The organism is Segetibacter sp., assembly GCF_025963695.1.
Taxonomy (GTDB): Bacteria; Bacteroidota; Bacteroidia; order Chitinophagales; family Chitinophagaceae; genus Segetibacter.
Genome location: NZ_JAOQAH010000015.1, coordinates 22,765 through 40,078 on the forward strand (window position 1 = coordinate 22,765; position 17,314 = coordinate 40,078).

At 39.1% G+C, this 17,314-nt stretch carries 13 protein-coding genes; 10 read left to right on the plus strand and 3 right to left on the minus strand.

Translation table 11 applies throughout. The annotated features are described in order from the left end of the window. Window positions 1-102: 102 nt before the first annotated feature. Complete coding sequence (locus JWR87_RS01365; protein ID WP_297814760.1) at window positions 103-279, minus strand: hypothetical protein; 177 nt, start codon at window positions 277-279, stop codon at window positions 103-105. A 746-nt stretch (window positions 280-1,025) separates the two neighbouring features. Here JWR87_RS01365 and JWR87_RS01370 point away from each other — a divergent pair. The 8 genes from JWR87_RS01370 to JWR87_RS01405 all read left to right on the plus strand — a co-directional run bounded on the left by JWR87_RS01370 (window position 1,026) and on the right by JWR87_RS01405 (window position 8,110). Then, window positions 1,026-1,628, plus strand: coding sequence for a TetR/AcrR family transcriptional regulator (locus tag JWR87_RS01370; RefSeq protein ID WP_297814761.1), 603 nt, complete (start codon window positions 1,026-1,028; stop codon window positions 1,626-1,628). A 65-nt stretch (window positions 1,629-1,693) separates the two neighbouring features. Then, entirely contained in the window at window positions 1,694-2,326 is a 633-nt protein-coding gene (locus tag JWR87_RS01375; RefSeq protein ID WP_297814762.1) for an NAD(P)H-dependent oxidoreductase, read from the plus strand. Window positions 2,327-2,402: 76 nt separating this feature from the next. Further along, window positions 2,403-2,951, plus strand: a complete 549-nt coding sequence (locus JWR87_RS01380; protein WP_297814763.1) for a YceI family protein — start codon at window positions 2,403-2,405, stop codon at window positions 2,949-2,951. Window positions 2,952-3,115: 164 nt separating this feature from the next. Further along, window positions 3,116-3,811, plus strand: a complete 696-nt coding sequence (locus JWR87_RS01385) for a DsbA family oxidoreductase (RefSeq protein WP_297814764.1) — start codon at window positions 3,116-3,118, stop codon at window positions 3,809-3,811. Between the two features lie 171 nt (window positions 3,812-3,982). Then, window positions 3,983-4,699, plus strand: coding sequence for a 3-ketoacyl-ACP reductase (locus JWR87_RS01390; RefSeq protein WP_297814765.1), 717 nt, complete (start codon window positions 3,983-3,985; stop codon window positions 4,697-4,699). A 10-nt stretch (window positions 4,700-4,709) separates the two neighbouring features. Then, window positions 4,710-5,330: a short chain dehydrogenase gene (locus JWR87_RS01395; protein WP_297814766.1), complete on the plus strand. Its 621-nt coding sequence runs from the start codon at window positions 4,710-4,712 to the stop codon at window positions 5,328-5,330. 296 nt (window positions 5,331-5,626) lie between these two features. Next, window positions 5,627-6,130, plus strand: a complete 504-nt coding sequence (locus JWR87_RS01400) for a GNAT family N-acetyltransferase (protein WP_297814767.1) — start codon at window positions 5,627-5,629, stop codon at window positions 6,128-6,130. Between the two features lie 474 nt (window positions 6,131-6,604). Beyond that, complete coding sequence (locus JWR87_RS01405; RefSeq protein ID WP_297814768.1) at window positions 6,605-8,110, plus strand: MFS transporter; 1,506 nt, start codon at window positions 6,605-6,607, stop codon at window positions 8,108-8,110. Window positions 8,111-8,376: 266 nt separating this feature from the next. On the opposite strand, the gene odhB is transcribed toward JWR87_RS01405, so the two are convergent. Together odhB and JWR87_RS01415 are read right to left on the minus strand one after the other, a co-directional pair. Next, window positions 8,377-9,951: a 2-oxoglutarate dehydrogenase complex dihydrolipoyllysine-residue succinyltransferase gene (gene odhB / locus JWR87_RS01410; protein ID WP_297814769.1), complete on the minus strand. Its 1,575-nt coding sequence runs from the start codon at window positions 9,949-9,951 to the stop codon at window positions 8,377-8,379. A gap of 962 nt (window positions 9,952-10,913) precedes the next feature. Continuing rightward, window positions 10,914-13,667, minus strand: a complete 2,754-nt coding sequence (locus JWR87_RS01415; RefSeq protein WP_297814770.1) for a 2-oxoglutarate dehydrogenase E1 component — start codon at window positions 13,665-13,667, stop codon at window positions 10,914-10,916. A gap of 482 nt (window positions 13,668-14,149) precedes the next feature. Between JWR87_RS01415 and JWR87_RS01420 the strand changes: the two genes are divergently transcribed. Both JWR87_RS01420 and JWR87_RS01425 read left to right on the plus strand, forming a co-directional pair. Next, window positions 14,150-15,535, plus strand: a complete 1,386-nt coding sequence (locus JWR87_RS01420; RefSeq protein ID WP_297814771.1) for an MBOAT family O-acyltransferase — start codon at window positions 14,150-14,152, stop codon at window positions 15,533-15,535. 58 nt (window positions 15,536-15,593) lie between these two features. Beyond that, window positions 15,594-16,496, plus strand: a complete 903-nt coding sequence (locus tag JWR87_RS01425; protein ID WP_297814772.1) for a hypothetical protein — start codon at window positions 15,594-15,596, stop codon at window positions 16,494-16,496. Window positions 16,497-17,314 lie beyond the last annotated feature (818 nt).

The following is a 17,314-nucleotide window of genomic DNA, read 5'->3' on the forward strand; positions in this document are numbered from 1 at the left end:
ACGGAGTAATAATGGCAGAACCATTCCAGAAGGTAAAGATCATTTTAACACGTACAGTGCTTGTTACGTATGTAGCGGAAGTGCCCCTGCCTGAAGAGCCAATTACCTCAACCTTGTTAGTTGATTTAATAAACGCAACTTTTCCTTTACCTGCTTTAACTCGTATCTCAACTCACTGAATTTATCCAGCGTACAGTCGCTTAATAATTTTTCGCAGGTATCCTTTCTCTGCAATAATTGTTCGCGGTCATTATTCAATTCTTTATGTTGTTCGTTCATAATATATCCTCTTTTTTGTAAAACTTTCTTTTTTAAAATATGCTATTATCGTATAAGCGAATTTAGCCTTAAAACTTTATTGATAATCTTATTTACATATAGTTTCCTTTACTTATAACTAAAAAAAATGTTATTTATTTTACGTTCTTGTGTTTTTAGAAAAAGAATTATTCAAATTCTCTTTTTGTAAAGCGATTAAATTTTTTCCTGAACAGTCAGGCCTTGATTTTTTGAAGTGATTTGCGGGTGCTCCTTAACATCTTCCCATATACCTCTGTATGGCCTGCATTAAGTTAGAGCTGCAGATTTACTTATAGCTGCTGTTCGTTTTTGCAGGGCCAACGCCACTATCAACTGCTTCTTTTACCGGCTTCAATGTCCGGCCCCCTAACAGGCATTCCGTCTAAACGAATGGTACTGCACCCTCTTTCTGCCAACTCATTCAAAACTTTTTCCCGGTTTTCGACCCTTCGATATTAGTGGTCGCGAGCGGATCCAGCTAAAACCGGCATAGCAATAGCTAAAGATTTTTCAGCTGGTTAAAGAAAGTTATAGATGATCTTAATGAAGACCCGAGAAGATCGAATTACTTTTTAGTGTTTTCGAAATAGCTCCAAATAGTAATCGAAGTGCTATGGCTTTTCTTTTCAACCTAAAAGCTCTGTTAATTAAAAAAGCTAATTTGCCTGTTATTAAAAACATTACTACTTTTGCTAACGCTGTTAGAAATTAGACAGATGTAAACAATGGGAATTACTGAAAGAAAAATAAGACAAAAAGAAGAAGTTCGTTCTTCCATATTAAAAGCTGCATGGCAGTTGGTAATAGAGGAAGGATGGCAAGCTTTGTCGATCCGAAAAATTGCAGAAGCCATTGAATACAGCGTTCCTGTTATCTACGACCACTTTGCCAATAAAGAAGCCATACTGCTTGAACTCACTAAACAGGGTTTCCAGATTTTAAATAACGAACTGGTTAAAGCTAAAAAAAGGTCATCCGAGCCGGAAAAGCAAATTGAAGCTATGGCATATTCCTACTGGGAATTCGCGTTTGACCACAAAGCTTATTACCAGGTAATGTATGGGCTGGGAATGCCATCTTGCGAAACAGTAAACCAAATAAGCGAATTAAGCACTTTTACAGAATTGGTGCTACAGCCTATTAAAGACCTGATTGCGACGAGCAAGACACCTAATACGGATGCTTTTCTAAAACTCCATACGTTCTGGTCTATGTTACATGGACTCATATCAATCAATATGATGAGTAATGACAACAGCAAAGAAGCACTTAATCAAATGGTATTACAAGATTTTATTGCCGGATTTATTTCCGGAATAAAAGGTTAGGCATTTTTTTTGTTGAATTTGGTAACAGTGTTAGTAAAAATAGTAGTAATAGAAAAATAGAAAATATGAAACTGATAGATGCATTAAACTGGCGCTATGCCACCAAGAGAATGAATGGAGAAAAAGTGCCGCAAGAAAAAATTGAAAGGATACTGAAGGCTACAAGCTTATCCGCCTCTTCAATGGGTTTGCAGCCGTATTCCATTCTTGCGATTTCAAACCAGGACGTGAAAAAGAAGATTCAACCCGCCGCTTACAATCAACCTCAAATTGTTGAAAGCTCACATTTGCTGGTGTTTGCTGCATGGGATAATGTAACCGAAGAACAGGTGGATGAGTATTTAAAAAACATTTCGGCAACAAGAAATGTAAGCGCTGAAAGCCTTGCAGGATTTAGAGTTTCTCTGATGAACATCGTAAATGGAAGAACCAAAGAGCAGAAATATGAGTGGGCTGCGCGGCAGGCTTATATCGCTTTTGGTACAGCTATAACTGCTGCCGCAATTGAGGAAGTGGATGCAACGCCAATGGAAGGTTTTCAACCTGAAGCACTGGATGAAATTTTGGGCTTAAAGGAAAAAGGCTTGCGTAGCGTAACCATTCTTGCAATTGGGTACCGCGATATTGAAAATGACGCATTAGCAAGCGCTAAAAAAGTTCGTAGAGATATAGATCAACTCATTTTGAAAGTCGCTTAAGACAATCGTTCCGGTCGTTTATAAACGGCTATTAAATTTTTATAAACATTCTCAATAAAATAAAACAAACATTATTATGGCAACTACAAAATGGTCTTTAGACCCAACCCACAGCGAAATTGGCTTTAAGATTAAGCACCTGATGATCTCAAACGTTTCGGGCAACTTCAACAAGTTTGATGTGCAGGTAGAAACAAATGGCGACGACTTTGGTAATGCGCAAGTAACTGCAAACATTGATGTCGCATCAATCAACACCAATAACGAGCAGCGTGACGCGCATCTTCGCAATGCTGATTTTTTCGAAGTTGAAAACCATCCTGAGATCACTTTTAAATCTACCAAAGTAGAAAGAGTAGACGAGGACACTTTTAACCTTTATGGTAACCTCACAATTAAACAAACAACTAAGCCAGTAAAACTTTCGGTAGAATATAGCGGCGTTGCAAAAGACCCGTGGGGTAATGTGAAAGCAGGATTTACTATACATGGTAAAATTAACCGCAAAGATTTTGGTATTAATTACAATGCAGTGCTAGAAACCGGCGGTGTAATGTTAGGCGAAGAACTAAAGGTTAATGGCGAAATTCAATTAGTAAAGCAAGCTGAGCTTCAGCCTGCTTAGTAACTGTTCTCTTTACTGACACGGATGAGAATTTTTTAGTGACGATCAAACTAGCTTTATTCAACATCGTTGTGTCACTCACTGCAACCAGTAGTTAATTATTCAACGTTTTTTTTATGTCGGGTAAGAATTAGGAAGTGAGTAAAAAAGAGTAAAAAATAATTATGAAAGTAGAAATATGGTCAGATATCGTTTGCCCCTTTTGCTACATTGGCAAACGAAAATTTGAAAAAGCCCTTGAAAACTTTGATGCAAAAGAGCAGGTAGAAATTGTATGGCGAAGTTTTCAACTTGATCCCGAAATGGAATCTGTACCTGGACAATCTGTGCATGAATATTTAGGAAAAAGAAAAGGTGTAACTGCAAAAGAAGGTAAGCAAATGAATGATTCTATAACGGGTATGGCAAAAGAGGTAGGACTGGAATACAACTTTGACCAGGCAATCATCAGCAACACACTTAACGCGCACCGCCTGCTTCATTTTGCAAAAACAAAAGGGGTACAAAACGAAATGAAAGAACGTTTGTTTAAAGCTTATTATACGGAAGGCAAAAACATAGGCGAGTCCGAAACACTAGTTCTGTTAGGTGAAGAAGTAGGACTTGTTGCAGATGACATTAGAACCGTTTTGCAAAGTGATGCTTATACGGCCGAAGTAAGACAAGACCAATATGAAGCCAACCAGGTTGGTGCCCGTGGTGTTCCTTTCTTTGTTTTTAATAATACATACGCAGTATCGGGTGCTCAGCCAACAGATGTTTTTGCACAAGTATTAGATAAGGTTCGGCAAGAAGAAAAGCTAGTGGCATTAAGTACACAAGGCGAAGGATTTTGCAATGTTGACGGCGTTTGTAATTAACGCTTTTTATTAGCATTTAAATTATATGCTGCAAGACTAAAAGCTCATTCTTGCAGCATATAAAATTCTTGCAATCAACTTTAAAGTGATCTTTGCTGTAAGGAGAGTACAACACCTTTTACTGATTTTAGTAAGGAGGATTATAAATAGAACGAAATTAATAACCCGCTAATGGAAACACTGAAAGATAAAATAGCCCTGGTAACCGGTGCAAGCAAAGGAATTGGCAAAGCCATTGCAGTTGCGTTGGCAAATGAGGGTGTTCATGTAGGGTTAATAGCAAGAACAGAAGAAGACGTAAAGAGAGCCACCGAAGAGATAAGAGCATCGGGCGTAAAAGCAGCGTATGCTGTAGCTGATGTAAGTAATAGAATGGAGGTGGAAGCTGCCGTAGAAAAGATAAAAAATGAATTGGGGCCGGTAGATATACTAATCAACAATGCAGGCACAGGTACATTCGGTAAATTCCTGGAATTAGAACCTGAAGTATGGGAAAATCAAATTAAGGTAAATGTGTTTGGAGTATATTATACTACCCGCGCTGTACTGCCTGAAATGATTGAAAGAAAAACAGGAGACATTGTCAACATATCATCTACTGCAGGTAAAACAGGAAGTGCAGTTACCAGTGCTTATAGCGCTTCTAAATTTGCTGTCTTTGGTTTAAGTGAAAGCTTAATGCAGGAAGTGCGTAAACATAACATTCGTGTTACAGCCTTAGCACCAAGCACAGTCGTAACCGACCTTGCCCATAGTGCAGATCTCATTAAAGGCGATCCTGACCGAGTAATGCATCCCGAAGATTTTGCCGAATTAATTATTGCTCAGTTAAAACTAAATCGCCGCGTATTTGTAAAAGAAGCAAGTATCTTTTCAACTAATCCCTAAAACAGAAAAAATGAAAATTGTAGTAATTGGTGCAACCGGTACTATTGGAAAAGCAGTAGTGCAGCTGCTTAAAGAAAAGGGCCACGAAGTAATAGGTGCATCGAGGTCTTCTGAGCCTTCGGTTGATTTTACAGATAGTTCATCAATTGATCGTTTTTATGAAACTATCGGTGAAGTAGATGCTATCGTTACTGCGGCGGGAGATGCGGCGTTTGTTGCATTAGAAAAATTGGATGATGCGCAAATACAACTATCACTGAACAGCAAATTGATGGGGCAAATTAATATGGTTCGTAATGGATTGTCAAAGCTTCGACCTGATGGGGCATTTGTAATTACAGGCGGTGTACTGGCTTATACTCCATGGCCGCAAACTTCGATGATTACAATGGTTAACCTGGGATTAGAAGGCTTTGCGAAAGCAGCCGCACTGGATTTGACTGAAGGCCGCAGAATAGTAGTTGTGCATCCACCATGGGTAGCAGAAACAGCAACTGCGTTAGGTATGGACGCAACACCATGGCCCAGTGCAGCGAAAGTAGCGGAAGCTTACCTTGCTGCAGTGGAAGGAGACAAAAACGGCGTTCCTGTTTTTGTGGAAGGATATGATCCGACGCAGGGGGTTCAATAATTTACATTCTTCCTATAATCATTCATAAAGAAGTTTTAATTATTTGAACCGGCTTCACCCGAAGCTGAAGCTCCGCGATGAGGTGCAGATGAAGTGATTGCGACGCAACGATGACGCATTAGAATACCGAAGCTTGTAACTTAAAAACTAAAGGCAGGATAAAAATTGGCTAGCGCTATATCTTTTATTCTGCCTTTAGTTTTTAAACGATAAAAGAAGCACCTGTTATTTGCATTTACAAGCCTTTACATTTGCAACGGTTAAATATTTAGAATGACTTAGAACATTAAAAATACATGCAACAGCTTTCGTACATAAATGCTACCCCCACCGACTTGCCGCTTATTGTAGAGATATATAACTCAACAATTGCATCGAGAATGGTTACGGCTGATACCGAACCTGTGACAGTTGAAAGCAGGATAGCATGGTTCGAAAAACATTCGCAGGATAAAAGACCTTTATGGATGATTAGAGCCTACAACAATACGGTTGTTGGCTGGGCAGGTTTTCAATCTTTTTATGGCAGACCTGCCTATAATGCTACTGTAGAGATCAGTATTTATCTTGCACCAACTGAAAGAGGAAAAGGCCTGGGTACACAGGTACTGCAACACTGTATACATGCTTCGCCAGCCTATGGAATTAAAACCCTTCTTGGTTTTATTTTTGCGCACAACCAACCCAGCCTTAAATTATTCTACACCCATGGATTTGAGGATTGGGGCACATTACCAAACGTGGCAACTTTAGACGGAGTTGAGCAAACATTGAAAATTCTGGGAAAGCGCGTTGCGTAAATATTTTTGCCTTACACTCCCCACTTAAATCTTCTGGAAATAAGCCTCTTTATTCTTCTGCAAGAGCGCTTAACGGTGTCACCGTTTTTTTTACTTTTTTTATATGCTGCCATACAATAATTAATTCAGATTGCAGTTTCTTAAAGTAGTGTTAGAAACGCGAAATTTCTGGATAAAAGATGTGCAGACATTTATTTTGCATGAACTTTGCGACTACTTCCGCGAAATAAATTCCACAACAAAACAATCCAAAAATTAAAACAGGTTAAAAAGGATCAAAAAATAGTACAGCATAAATAAAAATAAAACTGTGCCAAACAAAAGGGTCTTTACACATTTGCAAAAGTTTTCTTTCCGTTTTTATTTGTTAACCCCCCATCATTTATACAAAGAAAGATTAGAAGAATAACCAATTTTACATATCCGACCACTGCACTTAATCCAATATACCCAAGAATTATTATTACCAAAACTATGACACTTCGTCCTTCAACAACTTTAAGTGACCAACAGGTGCAATCAGGTTTAAAACATTTTATTCATGAAGGTTTAGCAGCCGAAGCAATGGCAACTTTTACCGGCGGAACTTTCCTGGTAGCAATGGCTGTTTTATTAAAAGCATCAAACTTTCAAATAGGTTTACTGGCAGCCTTACCTACACTTACCAATGTATTTCAGTTACTTTCAATATGGCTTGTACAGAAGTACAGAAATCGCAGAGCCATTAGTGTTATCTGTTCTTTCTTTGCCAGGGTACCTTTATTTATCATCGGCTTTTTGCCTTTTCTGTTTACCAATGGTACCAGCATAAGTACGCTGTTGTTCTTTTTATTTTTTCATTATTTCTTCACCTCGGTTTCAGGCGCAAGCTGGAACTCGTGGATAAAAGACCTGGTGCCGGAAAAAGTACTTGGAAGCTATTTCTCAAAAAAAGCAAGAATTACTCAAATTTTAAATGTAACGCTTAGCCTCGCCTTAGCGATGTTTATCGACTACATCAAGTCTAACTACCCCCGGTTTGAATTAACTGCTTACGCCGGAATGTTCATTATTGGCGGCGTCATTGGTATGATAGGAGTTTATTTTCTTGCGCGTGCCCCTGAGCCCAAAACAACCTTGCAGGATCAGAAATTGTTTAAACTCTTAGGCAAACCCTTAAAAGATGTAAACTTTAGAAACCTGCTTACCTTTCATTCGTTTTATGCATTTGCAACCAGTCTTGCTCTTCCGTTCTTTGTAGTGTATATGATGAAGACGGTGGGATTATCTTTTGCGTGGATTATTTTTCTTGGATTAGTAGCAAAGTTTGGAAGTATATTCTCCTTAAAATTTTGGGGTACGTTCTCCGATAAGTACAGCAACAAAACCATTATCAGTATTTGTGCACCCACTTTTATCACATGTATACTTAGCTGGACGTTTGTTGCAATGACTTCAAACCATATTATAAGTATTGCTCTTTTATTTGTTATTCATTTGGTTAGTGGCATTTCAGCCGCAGGTATAGATCTCGCCATCGCCAATATGGCCATGAAACTTGCTCCCAAAAACGAAGCTATCTCGTACATCTCTGCAAGAAACATTATAGTAGCAATATTTGCTGCTGCAGGACCCATTGCCGGTGGTTTAATGGCCGACTTTTTTGCTGCTCACCAACTTACCTGGAACGTTCAGTGGCACGGGCCAACGGGCATCTCCACATTAAACCTGCTTGAATTACAAAACTGGAATTTCTTTTTTGCAATTAGCGCTATACTTGCCTTGCTATCTATGCGGCTTGTTAAAAGAATTAAGGAGCAGGGTGAGGTTCACAAAGGAATGGTTACTATAGTTATGAAGAAAAGTGTTACAAGAGGAATTAGAAGAAACATAAGTGGCGAAGCTTTAAAAGATAGAATTAACAATCCTGTAATTATGCCCGCACTAAAAAAACGTATGATAACATATAAGCTCTGGAAAGAAGTTAAAAATACTGCATAACCCTTGCGAGAGGGAAGTGATAAACAAGACGAGTGGCCGAAAGGTCACTCGTTTTCTTTTGTAAAATTTTTTTTTCTTAAGCTTTATTGCATGTCTCTACATTGTTGTGTCACTCACTTTTACTAAAAACCTTTATTCGGCTTTCATAAAGGCGGCTTCTGATACTTATTTACAAAGTACTGAAGCCGCAGGTCTGCAGAGAAAAATTTACAAGCAATAAAAAAAGCCGCCCTACGGCAGCTTTCAATTATTTATAAGGCTTTTTTTTATAATTCTAATAATGTCTTAACAGGATCTTTACCGAACAATAAAAGCTCTGGTGTTTCAAGCAATTCCTTTACTCTCACCAAAAAGCTTACACTTTCACGTCCATCTATGATACGATGATCATAGCTTAACGCCAGGTACATCATCGGCTTAATAACTACTTGTCCGTTTATTGCCATTGGCCTTTCCTGTATTTTATGCATACCAAGGATAGCACTTTGCGGAATATTGATAATAGGCGTAGAAAGCAGCGAACCAAATACTCCACCATTGGTAATGGTAAACGTACCGCCTTGCATTTCGTCCATTGACAACTTATTATCCCGTGCTTTGCCTGCAAGCCGCACAACTTCTTTCTCAATCTCTGCCATGCTCAAACTCTCAGCATTTCTTATTACCGGCACCACCAAGCCCTTCGGCGCTGAAACGGCAATTGAAATATCGCAAAAGTCATGATAAATCAAAGAGTCTCCATCAATATAAGCGTTAACAGAAGGCCACTCCTGCAAAGCAAAACAAACAGCTTTCGTAAAAAAGCTCATGAACCCCAGGTTTACGCCCTGCTTCTCTTTGAACTTGTCTTTATACTGGGTACGAAGTGCCATTATTCGGCTCATGTCTACTTCATTAAAAGTAGTGAGCATTGCAGTTGTATTTTTAGCCTCTACCAGCCTGCGGCTAACCGTTTTACGCAGGTTACTCATTTTTTCCCTACGCTCGTTACGGCTAAACAGCTCTTGTCCTGCAACAGTTTTTTTTCCTGGATTTGCTAATGCCTGTAAAACATCGTTCTTCATAATTCTTCCCCCCGAACCTGAAGGGGTAATAGAAGATGGTTCCACCTTTTTGTCGGCAATAATAGCTGCCGCAACAGGTGAAGCCTTAATATCATTAGGAATAGAAGTAACCGCCGCCTGGGTAGCAGCAGGTTGGGCAGCAGGAGTTGCGGGTTTTGCTTCGACGGGTGCAGCCCCTACTGCTACGTCGCTATCTATTGTTGCAATTACGTCTCCTATTTTTAATGTATCACCCTCTTTTGCTTTTTGTGACAACTTTCCGGCTTCCTCTGCATTTAATTCAAAAGTCGCTTTTTCGCTTTCCAATTCTGCAATCACTTCGTCACGTTTTACCAGGTCACCTTCTGCTCTTACCCACTTAATCAGCGTAACTTCTGTTATAGACTCTCCAACTGTAGGAACTTTTATATCTATTACTCCTTTCCCTGCTGCAACCGCTTGTGGTGCCGCTGCTGCAGGTGCTTGTTGTGGTGGTGGTGGTTCTGCAGCTTTTGGTTGGGAAGTTGCTGGTTCTGTAACCGCTGGCCCGCCAGCTGGTTTTTGTGCTGTTTCATCTATTTGTGCAAGCACATCTCCTATATTTATTGTATCCCCCTCTCCTGCTTTTGTTTTTAATATCCCCGCCTTTTCAGCATTTACTTCAAAAGTCGCCTTTTCACTTTCAAGTTCAGCAATCACCTCATCTCTTTGAACATATTCCCCGTCTTTTTTTACCCATTTTATTAATGTAACCTCTGTGATGGATTCGCCTACTGTTGGAACTTTTATGTCGATCATACCTTCTTTTTAAGTTTTGCAAATTTCGGGGAAAATAAGTTGTTTTTGGAAGTAAATTTATTGAACAAATGATTTGAAATTAAAGTAGAGATAACAAAAACAATGAAAGGATATGAGTAACAAGCGGGTGATTGAAGTAAAACAATGTAAGCCTTCGCAACCCTTCCCTGCGAACGGAAACCTCTGCATTATATTTTGAATGAAACCTGGTGCAGCATAAACTGCTCCTCGTTTATACTTTGGTACAAGTGTGCGACGCAACAATGACGGATTAGATAACAAAAGCCGGCTAAACAAAAACGCTATTCTTTTATCAATCTTAAAATTATTAACCCGAACTCTTTCGCTGGTGAACAAATGAAAGAAACTTCTTTTAGGTCAAATTAACAAATTGTGGTAGTCTCCGCTCTGCCTTCTATTAAACAGTCTGTAACGTCTTCCCCCGTTTCACATCCATTTTTCCTTCTTTAACAAATGAAGAAAAAATAATGATTTGAGACCTGAATGAGTATTTGTTATTATACTGTGCTTGCAAAAAAAGCAGTGATAAAATAGAAACCATAGCATTTGCTTAGGGTAGAATTCCGAAAAATTATTTTTGAGCGCAGCGCTGCCATTTTTATAGATTCTTCGGCTTATGAAATCCTCGAACTAATAACTTGCTCCTTATTGTCACTCATAAAATTTTCCCTTCTTTAATTACATCTTGTAGCAACAGTGTAATTTTCAATTCTTTCAAATTACCCCTATTATAAATTAAAGAAGACACTGGCTATATACTTCAACTCAATGTCGTACATCTCATTACTAATTCTGGTTTCTAATTTTCGGTCAACCTCTTTGTCAGTCAATACCAAAATATCCCAATCACTTTCCGCCCGGTAATCACAGAAGCGTTTTCATCCTCCTTTAATACCTGCTCTTTTATTTTATTAAAAGATAGTCTCTTCCATTTTCGGAAATTAAATAGAAAATGCGATGTCGATTATTTCCTTTTGTTCCTGTGCATGCACCTTTGCATAACCTGTTGCTGTGGATGCACTTGGTTGCCTGCTTATGACACCATAGTTAATCCCTTTTAAATTCATCTGCAAAAAGCCTGCAGCTCCCATGTTCATCGGTTCTTCCTGTACCCAGAACCAGGTTGCTCTATTGTACTTTTTATACAATTGCTCCAGTTGCTTCATCGGCAAAGGATAGATTTGCTCTAACCTGACAATTGCAACATGGCGGTGATTTTCTTTTTGTTGGCGGTCTGCCAGGTCAAAATAAATTTTTCCGCTGCAGAATAACACCTTCTTTACCTCCTCTGAATTTTGAACGAAAGAATCATCAATTACCTCTTTAAAACCGCCATTGGTAAGTTCGGTCATCTTGCTGTAACTACCGGGGTGGCGTAGGTTAGCTTTTGGGGTAAATACAATCAGCGGCTTGCGGAAAGGCCATGCAAGCTGGCGACGCAACGCGTGGAAAAAATTGGCTGCAGTAGTAATATCAGCAACAATCCAGTTAAGCTCGGCAGACATCTGAAGAAAACGCTCCATACGACCGCTACTATGTTCGGGCCCCTGGCCTTCGTAGCCATGCGGCAACAACATAACCAGTCCGCTCATTTGCCGCCACTTCGTTTCACCACTTGATATAAACTGGTCCACCATAGGTTGGGCAGTATTGAAAAAGTCTCCAAATTGACCTTCCCACAGAACAAGTGTATTTGGGTTAGCAATCGAATAACCATACTCAAAACCTAGTACTCCAAATTCGCTCAAAAAGGAATTATAAATACGAAACTTTCCCGCGGCGCCAGGAATTCGGCTTAGCCTGTTGTAGCTCTCGTCGGTATTCTCATCGCGTAAGACAGCATGACGATGCGAAAAGGTTCCTCTTTTCACGTCTTGTCCGCTCATTCGCACCTCCTTTCCGTCGAGTAACAGAGTTCCGTATGCCATTAGTTCACCTGTGGCCCAGTCTACCATGTTTTCGGTTTCAAACAGTTTCACTTTATCCTGCACCAGTTTCTCCACCTTACGTAAAGGCTGAAAACCTTCGGGCCACTTCATGAGACTATCGAAGACCGTTTTAAATTGCTGTTCTGTAATTGCTGTAACCGGAGATTTATCGAAGTCTTCTTTAGTAGACTTCCGCAGATCCTGCCACCACAATTCAGGTTTCTGATAGTTATAGGGTAGCGGGTTTTGCTTAATATCGTCAAGTCGCTCCTGCAGGTCGCTCCAGAATTTCTTTTCCATCTCCTTTGCAAGTTCTGCATCAATAGATCCGTTCTCTATCAATTTCTGGTTATATACTTCGCGAGGATTTGCATGCTTTTCAATCAGCGCATATAACTTCGGCTGTGTGTACTTTGGATCATCACCTTCATTATGACCATGACGGCGATAACAAACCATATCAATAAATACATCCGTATTAAACTTTTGCCTGAACCTTGTTGCGATGTTTACGCATTTCACTACCGCCTCAGGATCGTCCCCGTTTACATGTAAGACCGGTGCCTGTATCATGGCAGCTATCGAAGTAGAATAATCGGATGTACGGGCATCGTCAAAATCGGTGGTAAAACCAATTTGGTTGTTAATGACAAAGTGAATAGTTCCACCAGTGTAATAACCTTTCAAACCACTCATTTGAACTACTTCATACACAATGCCCTGTCCTGCTACAGACGCATCTCCGTGTATAAGTATGGGTAAAATTTTATCATAATCACTATCGTAAATAACATCGGCCTTGCTTCGTGCAAACCCTACCACAACAGGGTCAACAGCCTCCAGATGAGAAGGGTTAGGGCACAACTGAAGGTTCACTTTTTTACCATCTTTTGTCGTATGCTCACCACGGTAGCCCATATGATATTTCACATCGCCACTACCCATGGTTGTATCAGGGATAGACGTTCCTTCAAACTCAGAAAAAATTTGCTCGTAGGTTTTGCCAAGAATGTTTGCTAATACATTTAATCTGCCGCGGTGTGCCATGCCAATCACAACTTCCTGTACACCCAGCTCTGCAGATGTATTTATAATAGCATCTAACGCAGCTATAGTGGTTTCGCCACCTTCCAGCGAAAACCTTTTCTGTCCCACATATTTTGTGTGCAGGAACTTTTCAAACATCACCCCCTGGTTCAACTTTTCAAGAATGCACTTTTTGTCTTCCGTACTAAACGGTTTATGAAACTCGTTTTCAACTTCGTTACCAAGCCATTCAATTCTTTCCTGGTCATTCATCCCCGAGTATTCAACACCAACAGAAGCAGTATAAGATTTCTGTAAATGGTCAATAATATCTTTTAAAGCTGCGTTAGGTTTGCCTATAAATTTTCCAGCTTCAAAAGTTGTATTAAGATCTGCATCGCTTAAACCAAAGTTCGACAACTGCAAATTTGCCCTGCGATCCTTTCTTTCGCGAATGGGATTGGTTTTAGCAACCAGGTGGCCTTTTTTTCTATAAGCCCTTATTAATTGAAAAACGCTGAATTCTTTTTGCAGGCTTTGCACGTCAACTTGTTTGCCGCTGCCTGCTTGTACAATTGCCTGGCCGTTTGTTGCAGGAGTAACCTTACTTACTGCAAAGTCAAATCCTTCAAAAAACTTCCGCATTTCCGGATCTACACTTTCCGGGTTCTCAACAAAATCATTGTATAAGTTCTCGATATAAGCAGGATGTGAATTAGTGATGTATGAGAAATCCTTCATTTATTTAAAATTTTGCAGTAAATCAATCGTACTAATAATTCTGCAAATATCGTCCTTTAGGGATAAAAGCTGTGAATTGTTTAGGCAAAATTAGAGGTGCCGGAGATAGTTTTTTTTGGTTACCAGCAGCAAACATCTGGCGAACATTTGTTGCGTCGCACACTGCAACTGATGCATAAGATGGGTCAGTAAGCAATTGTGCAACAGCACAACCGGCAACAACCAATAGTTTTCAAAGAGCTATTGAAAATAAAAAAATGCAGAAGCCTTACCGGGGTAACAGGTAACGGTTATTTGCAAATGATTTTAAATTGTGAAACGTTTGTACGTTACCGCTTAATTTAGTCGTTATTCTAAAGGCTAAATTTTATTGAACAGGTATATAATATGAAACCGTAATAGGAATGTTTTTCAACTCGATACCCTTTGCTATTTTTTTACCTGTCGTTTTTATTCTGTATTGGTTTGTTACTAAAAATTCAATGCAGCTACAAAATCGGTTTCTGCTGTTAGCCAGCTATTTTTTTTACAGTTGCTGGGATTGGCGATTTCTTTTTCTCCTTGTTTTTTCAACCTTTCTCGACTTTGCAACCGGTTTAAAGATTTACAAGACCGAAACTATTAAAGCAAAGAAAGTCTGGCTTGCTATAAGTGTAATTATTAATCTCGGCTTTTTAGGTTTTTTTAAATACTATAATTTTTTTACTGAGTCTTTTGCTGCTCTCTTACAATCTGCAGGTTTTAAGCCTCACTTTGAAACATTGAAAATTATTCTGCCGGTAGGAATTTCATTTTACACTTTTCACGGGCTTTCTTATGTCTTTGATATTTATAACGGAAAAATAAAGCCTACCAGCAATTGGATTAACTATTCTTTGTTTGTAAGCTTCTTTCCATTGTTAGTAGCCGGACCTATTGAGCGTGCAACACACCTTTTGCCTCAAATCGAAAATCAGAGGAAATTTGATTATTCAAAGGCGGTTGATGGTCTGCGGCAAATTTTATGGGGACTGTTTAAAAAAATAGTAATTGCAGACAATTGTGCAGAGTTTGCTAATATGATTTTCAATAATTCTGCTGATTATTCCGGTACAACTTTGTTGTTAGGTGCGCTACTTTTTACCTTCCAGATCTATTGCGATTTTTCGGGGTATTCTGACATTGCCTTAGGCACTGCAAGAGTATTAGGATTTGAGTTACTAAGAAATTTTGCGTTCCCCTACTTCTCCCGCGATGTTGCAGAGTTTTGGAGGCGATGGCACATTTCGTTATCATCATGGTTCAAAGATTACCTGTACATACCATTAGGAGGCAGCAAAGGAGGAACATGGAAAAAAGTAAGAAATACTTTTATCATTTTTCTAGTCAGTGGTTTCTGGCACGGCGCCAACTGGACATTTATAGCATGGGGGTTTTTAAATGCTCTTTATATAATGCCGCTGATTCTATCAAATAAAAACAGGGATAATATTGATATTGTAGCAAAAGGTAAAACGTTTCCTTCCGGCAGAGATTTTGGGAAGATCGCAATCACTTTTACATTAACAGTTTTTGCATGGATTTTCTTTAGAGCAGAAAGTATAACCCATGCTTTTAACTATATCGGAAATTTAACCAAAGGTTTGTTTGTTAAATCCGCCTATCTCCAAACTTTAAATTTTATATCATCCAAAGTTGGTTTTGTCTTACCCGCTTTACTCATTTCATTTGTTGCAATTGAGTGGATCGGAAGAGAGCATAAGTACGCAATTGAAAATGTTGGAATGAAGTATCCAAAGCTGATTCGGTGGTCTTTTTATTATGCGCTGGTAATTGCAATTTTTCTATTTACAGGAAAAGAAGCGCAGTTTATATACTTTCAATTTTAGCATGAGGAGGTTTATAAGAAATACCGCGCTTTTTTCAATACTGCCACTATGCTTAATCGTGCTTGCATTTTTTTTAGCCGATGGCACCACCGACCCCTTTTATCTACGCTTTACTACACCTAAACAAGCCAGCTTAATACTAGGCACTTCACGTGCTGCACAAGGATTACAGCCGCATGTTATTGACAGTGTATTACATCAGAAAGGTTTTAACTTCAGTATTTTCAATTATTCATTCACGTTAGCGCACTCGCCTTACGGCCCTGTTTATTATGAAGCAATCAGAAAAAAGTTAGATGAAGCAACGAAAGGGGGTGTTTACATTATTGCCGTTGACCCCTGGAGTGTATCATCAAGAACAAAAGACCCCAACGACTTCGCATCATTTGAAGAGAACAATCTTTGCTTAGCAACAACCAAAGACATAAACAGCGGCCATCCTAATATTGAATATTTAATCCACTCTTATGCAAAACCTATTTTTTCAATTTATATCGATCAAATAAAAAATGCTGTTAGAGAGCCAACAACGTTGCTGCATAAAAACGGCTGGCTTGAAGTTAGAGTAAGTATGGACCCGGTGGCAGCCAAAGCACGATTGAAAACACGAATAGATGAATATCGCTCAAACTTTGCAGGTTACTATCATTTCTCTTCATTACGATTTTCGTACCTGGAAAAGACAATTGATCTGTTAAGCAAACATGGCGATGTTTATTTGGTAAGGTTACCGGTAGATGAAGGTTTAAGAAATATGGATGATCGCCTTGTACCAAACTTTGACGTGTTGATGCATGATTTGTCTGTTAGAAAAAAAGCGCCTTACTTAAATTACATAGAAGACTCGAAAAAATACACCTACTCTGACGGCAACCATTTATACCAAAGCTCCGGGCGACAACTAAGCGAAAGAATAGCTCATACTATTGCCAAATTAAAACACAAAAGCGAAGACCAATAGTATGAGAACAAGGAGACCTTTGAATATCGGATAGGAAAATACTGCCCTGTTGCAAAGAGTACAAAAGGGCGATGCAACAACGAATGCTAGCTACTGTCCCGTTAACTTTTAGAACAAAGACTGCTGATTACTAACTTGTTTGGCTTCCTGCTTTTGGAACAACTCTTTTAAGCTGCATTTTTCAACATAAGCTCAGGCGTGAACTTGCATCATTTGTGTTAGAGACGTAGTTGTTGTTAGTTGTTTTCTCATGATTGCTAATAATGATGCATTGACTATTTATTACAGCCAGGGCAATACCCCAAACAAAATTGGAGGCGGCAGAGCGTAGTCATTAAAGACGCTGAAGGGAAAACAATAAAAGAATGGAAATGTGAAGACGTACTGGGTGCAAATGGTGGAACGGCCATTCCTGTAGTAGATTTAATAGCCCTTCAAAAGAAAGAGGCTCAGCAAGTCAATGTGCACACATAAATTCAACTAACAGATATAAGAGACATAGACTTGGAAGTAATTGATTGGATAAAGAAAGCAAAATGACAATGGAGGGTGAAAGAACAGGTTGTGAAAAAAAAATTAAAATGCAGGACGATAATTTTCAGGTGTTTTTGGGGGCGGGTAAAAAAAAATGTACAAGTGAGTGACACAACAATGTCGATTGAAAAACATCTGCTTGAAACAAAAAGACTGGGAGTACTGTTTTAATTAAAAAAATCTTACAGGCGATGTTAACATGCACCTGTAAGACTTTTATTTTTCGTGACTCAGAATTTATACTCCTCCCAGGGTCCAACCCTGGCGGTACTCACGTTTTACAT

Coding starts and splice junctions, on each gene's coding strand:
- JWR87_RS01385 (WP_297814764.1), top strand. CDS start 3,116: ATGAAAGTAGAAATATGGTCAGATATCGTTTGCCCCTTTTGCTACATT.
- JWR87_RS01400 (WP_297814767.1), top strand. CDS start 5,627: ATGCAACAGCTTTCGTACATAAATGCTACCCCCACCGACTTGCCGCTT.
- JWR87_RS01375 (WP_297814762.1), top strand. CDS start 1,694: ATGAAACTGATAGATGCATTAAACTGGCGCTATGCCACCAAGAGAATG.
- JWR87_RS01365 (WP_297814760.1), bottom strand. CDS start 279: ATGAACGAACAACATAAAGAATTGAATAATGACCGCGAACAATTATTG.
- JWR87_RS01380 (WP_297814763.1), top strand. CDS start 2,403: ATGGCAACTACAAAATGGTCTTTAGACCCAACCCACAGCGAAATTGGC.
- JWR87_RS01390 (WP_297814765.1), top strand. CDS start 3,983: ATGGAAACACTGAAAGATAAAATAGCCCTGGTAACCGGTGCAAGCAAA.
- JWR87_RS01395 (WP_297814766.1), top strand. CDS start 4,710: ATGAAAATTGTAGTAATTGGTGCAACCGGTACTATTGGAAAAGCAGTA.
- JWR87_RS01405 (WP_297814768.1), top strand. CDS start 6,605: ATGACACTTCGTCCTTCAACAACTTTAAGTGACCAACAGGTGCAATCA.
- JWR87_RS01370 (WP_297814761.1), top strand. CDS start 1,026: ATGGGAATTACTGAAAGAAAAATAAGACAAAAAGAAGAAGTTCGTTCT.
- odhB (WP_297814769.1), bottom strand. CDS start 9,951: ATGATCGACATAAAAGTTCCAACAGTAGGCGAATCCATCACAGAGGTT.
- JWR87_RS01420 (WP_297814771.1), top strand. CDS start 14,150: ATGCAGCTACAAAATCGGTTTCTGCTGTTAGCCAGCTATTTTTTTTAC.
- JWR87_RS01415 (WP_297814770.1), bottom strand. CDS start 13,667: ATGAAGGATTTCTCATACATCACTAATTCACATCCTGCTTATATCGAG.